Below are 3,573 nucleotides of genomic sequence, written 5' to 3'. Positions count from 1 at the left end.
CCTGCCGGGCGCGGGCGGGGGGGGGGGTTTTGGGGGGGGGGCCCCCGCGGGGGGTTTTAACGGGGCGTTTGTGTGCCCCCCCCCCCCCCCCCGCTTGCGGGGGGCCCCCCCATTGGGGGCCCGGGGTTCCGCGCTGAACGTTCACTCTCCCGTCGATCGGTCGACATCTGGACAGCCGGAGCCAGGAGTGAATGCTCAGCGCATGCCCGCGGCGCAGTCGGCTGACGTCGAAACTAGCGGCCCGGTGACGTGCGCCCGGTTACGACCATCAGCAGCTCCGCGGCGGTACCGGTGAGTGGGGTGCCGGAGCCCGCGGTCCAGCCGGTATCGGTGGCGGTGAGGGCGTACCCGGCGAGTCGTCGGCGGGCGTGGAACGGCGTACCCATCGTCCACACTCGTTCCAGCGACCACTGCGCGGCCGACGTCGGCATGATCCGGTCGATGCCGAGCGGGATCGCGATGTCCTGGCCGTGCACCAGCAGGTCCATCAGCCGGTCGATCGGAGTAGTCCCGATCGGGGTGATCCGGGAGTCGATGGTGGCGCGCAGGTCGTCCAGCAGATCGGCGGTCGACGTCCGGTCGGCGAGCCGGACGGCGGTGTCGTGGATGAGGCGATCGAGATTCCCGCGGGCCCGGATCACGTTCACGACGAGCGAACCGATCGTGACCTGCGTGGCCAGCACGAGATGCGCGACCACATCCCGCACCCGCCAGCCGTCGCACAGCGAGGCAGTATCCCAGGCGGATTCGGGCAGTTCACGCAGCATATCGACGAGGCTCGCGCGTTCCGCGGCCACCGTCTGCCAGATCGCATCGGCATGTGCGTGCTGTTCGGTCATAGTGGTGTCTCCTTCAGATCGGCCGTCGTGGGTACCGTAGGAACTCCACCGAGGTGGAGGTGCCAGCAACTGTGACCGACAGCACACGTCTGACGATCGGCGAACTCGCCACGCGCACGGGCGTCGCGGTCCGCACGATCCGGTTCTATTGCGACGAGGGTCTTCTCGAGGTTCAGCGCACCTCGGCCGGTCATCGGGTGTTCGACCCCGCGGCCGCCGAGCGCCTGATGCTGCTGCGCCGCCTACGTTCGTTCGGCATCGGCTTGGCCGCGATCGGCGACGTGCTGGCCGGTACCCGGTCGATCGACGAGGTGATCGCGGCCGAACGCGCCGCCCTCGACCACGAACTGGACGCGCTGAGCCGCCGCCGATCGCTACTCCGCGCGGTCGAACACTGCGCGCCCGACAGCATGAATCTGCTTGCCGCCGTGACAGATCCGCAGGCGGCCCGCGACGCGCTCGGCCGCTTCTGGCGCCGTCAGCTCACCCCGCTGCCCGCGACGGTGATCGACGACTTCATCGACATGAATGTCCCCGAACCCGCCGCCGACGCGCACCCGGAACACCTCATCGCCTACGCGGAACTCGTTGCCACCGTGACGAATCCGGCACTCAGCGCGGCCATGTTCGACACCATCCGCCACCGCGGCATCCCCGGCGTCCGCGACGAACGCCGCCTGCTCTCCGAGGTCGCCGAGGCCTGCCTGTCGGCCGCGCCGCTGGTCGCCGCGGGCCACGCGCCCACACCCGGCGCCGAACTCGACCACTACGTCGACGCCCACGCCACCGCACGCGGTCTCGCCGACACCCCCGCCTTCCGACGGCGACTCCTGGCAGATACCGAAGGCGCCGACCAACTCCGGCGGTACTGGCAGCTCACCGCGACCCTCACCGGTGAGACGGTGACCTCCGGCGCCGCGCACCTGTGGCTGTTCGACGCGCTCGCCGTCTCGACCCCATGAAAAAGGGGAGGCCGACGATCCGGCCTCCCCTCGCTCACCGCCGCGAACTCACGGTACGACTTCGACGATGTCGCCCGGCTCCAGCCACTCGTAGTGCGCCTTGGCGCCTTCGGGCGTCAACCGGATGCAGCCGTGGGACTGCTCCTCGGTGGGGCCGATGTGATAGGCGATGTCACCGTTGAAGAAGATCGCGTACTCCATCGGCGCGTTGTGCAGGGTGCTCCAGTGGAACGGCTTCTTGAACGCCACCTTGAAGACACCGGGCGGGGTCTCATACCCGGGCCTGCCGTGCGACATCGGACTCGGCCCGAAGGTCACCTTGCCGTTGTCCATCAGCCAGGCATTGTTGGTGGACAACTGCAGACAGGCCCGCGCCTTCTCACTGCACGGCGCCACAACCGGCTCCGGCTCCGGCGCCGGAATGATGGCCGGAACACCGGGAACATCGGGACCGCCAGGCCACAGTGGTTCGGCCTGCACCGGTGCCGCGACAGCCGCGCCGGCCACCGCCGCGCACATCGCCGCCTGCACAGCCCAGCGGGGGATACGACTACTACTCACGAAATCTTGCCTCTCTCGCCGCGCCCACCCCTGGCCGTCGTGCGCCCAGAACATGAGCTTTCAACATCGACACAAGCCTCGGAAACATAGAGGTATCAGTGATCATGAAGTATTGCGATCGTGTTGAGCAAGCCCACGGCGTCGCATTCGGCGTGGCACTTGACCACTTAGGTAAGCCTGACCTATGCTCATCTCGGCGTATGGATGAGCCGGTGGTCCCGAGGGCTGCGGTCGACCCCCTCATTCCTGCCGCGGCGGGCTCCGTCCCAGTGACGGGGTCCGCCGCTTCGTCTCCCGGGGTGCCGGGCGCCGAAGGCGATGGTGTAGACCGGAGCGTATGACCGACAACACCCTGTCCCTGGCCGAGATCACCCCGGAGTTGATGACCAAGGCCAGCGAAGGCACCTTCACCGATCTCATCGGATTGCGCTTCACGGAGGTGAGCCCCGACCGGGTGCGCGGCGAATGGGACGTGCGCCCGCAGCTGCACCAGCCCGCGGGCATCCAGAACGGCGGCGTCTACTGCACCGTCATCGAGACCCTCGCCAGCGTCGGCGCCGGCGTCTGGTTCGGTGAGCGCGGCTCCGTCGTCGGCGTCAACAACAACACCGACTTCCTGCGCGCGGTCCGCGAGGGCATCCTCACCGGCGAGGCCACCCCCATCCACCGCGGCCGCAGCCAGCAGCTATGGGTCGTGGTGATCACCGACGCCGAGGGCCGCACCGTCGCCCGCGGCCAGGTCCGCCTGCAGAACCTCGCCGCCTGACTCACTCTTCGGTGGTGATCCGCCATCCCTCGCGGCCGAGGACGTCGACGACCAGCGCCCCGATATTCCAGGCGTCGTCCTCGCCGCGATGGTGGCGGCCTTCCAGCGGCAGGCCCGCGATATGCAGTGCGCCGGCCATTCCTTGCCGCTTGCGCAATCCGTACGACTCGGCGAACACCTGCTTGGCATTGGTGTGCAGCCGCCCGAACGGATACCGCACCCCCGTCGCCGCACACTGGCTCCGGAACTGCTTGCGGTCGTAGTCACCCCAGCTCGCCCACGCCCGCGACCCTGCCGCGAACTCGGTAGCCAGCAGCCGGCAGGCCTCGTCGAACTCCACCCCACCGTCGACCTGCTCCTGCGTCTGCCCGGTCAGATCAGTACAGAACTCACTCACAGCGGAACGGGCTGGCCGCACCATAATCCCGTGACTGCTCACACGCGT

5 protein-coding genes are annotated in these 3,573 nt (G+C 68.7%); 2 read left to right on the top strand and 3 right to left on the bottom strand.

The features are described 5' to 3' along the window. Positions 1-233: 233 nt before the first annotated feature. Entirely contained in the window at positions 234-839 is a 606-nt protein-coding gene (locus ACFWPJ_RS27710) for a maleylpyruvate isomerase family mycothiol-dependent enzyme (RefSeq protein ID WP_378855660.1), read from the bottom strand. 71 nt (positions 840-910) lie between these two features. Here ACFWPJ_RS27710 and ACFWPJ_RS27705 point away from each other — a divergent pair, with 71 nt between their 5' ends. Continuing rightward, positions 911-1,801: a MerR family transcriptional regulator gene (locus tag ACFWPJ_RS27705; RefSeq protein WP_378855658.1), complete on the top strand. Its 891-nt coding sequence runs from the start codon at positions 911-913 to the stop codon at positions 1,799-1,801. Positions 1,802-1,849: 48 nt separating this feature from the next. On the opposite strand, the gene ACFWPJ_RS27700 is transcribed toward ACFWPJ_RS27705, so the two are convergent. Beyond that, on the bottom strand, positions 1,850-2,362 hold the full coding sequence (locus ACFWPJ_RS27700; protein WP_378855656.1) for a L,D-transpeptidase: 513 nt from the start codon (positions 2,360-2,362) through the stop codon (positions 1,850-1,852). A 382-nt stretch (positions 2,363-2,744) separates the two neighbouring features. Between ACFWPJ_RS27700 and ACFWPJ_RS27695 the strand changes: the two genes are divergently transcribed. Beyond that, positions 2,745-3,128 carry a PaaI family thioesterase gene (locus ACFWPJ_RS27695; protein WP_378855664.1) on the top strand — a complete coding sequence of 128 codons (384 nt, stop codon included), beginning with the start codon at positions 2,745-2,747 and terminating at the stop codon, positions 3,126-3,128. A gap of 1 nt (position 3,129) precedes the next feature. On the opposite strand, the gene ACFWPJ_RS27690 is transcribed toward ACFWPJ_RS27695, so the two are convergent. Next, the gene (locus ACFWPJ_RS27690; RefSeq protein ID WP_378855662.1) at positions 3,130-3,549 is read right to left on the bottom strand and encodes a DNA polymerase III; all 420 of its coding nucleotides are present in this window, start codon (positions 3,547-3,549) and stop codon (positions 3,130-3,132) included. Positions 3,550-3,573 lie beyond the last annotated feature (24 nt).

Source organism: Nocardia sp. NPDC058497 (assembly GCF_042720195.1).
Classification (GTDB): domain Bacteria; phylum Actinomycetota; class Actinomycetes; order Mycobacteriales; family Mycobacteriaceae; genus Nocardia.
The sequence above is the reverse complement of the archived record's forward strand: the minus strand, read 5'-3'. Positions and strand labels throughout refer to the sequence as shown.

Coding starts and splice junctions, on each gene's coding strand:
- ACFWPJ_RS27695 (WP_378855664.1), top strand. CDS start 2,745: ATGACCAAGGCCAGCGAAGGCACCTTCACCGATCTCATCGGATTGCGC.
- ACFWPJ_RS27690 (WP_378855662.1), bottom strand. CDS start 3,549: ATGGTGCGGCCAGCCCGTTCCGCTGTGAGTGAGTTCTGTACTGATCTG.
- ACFWPJ_RS27710 (WP_378855660.1), bottom strand. CDS start 839: ATGACCGAACAGCACGCACATGCCGATGCGATCTGGCAGACGGTGGCC.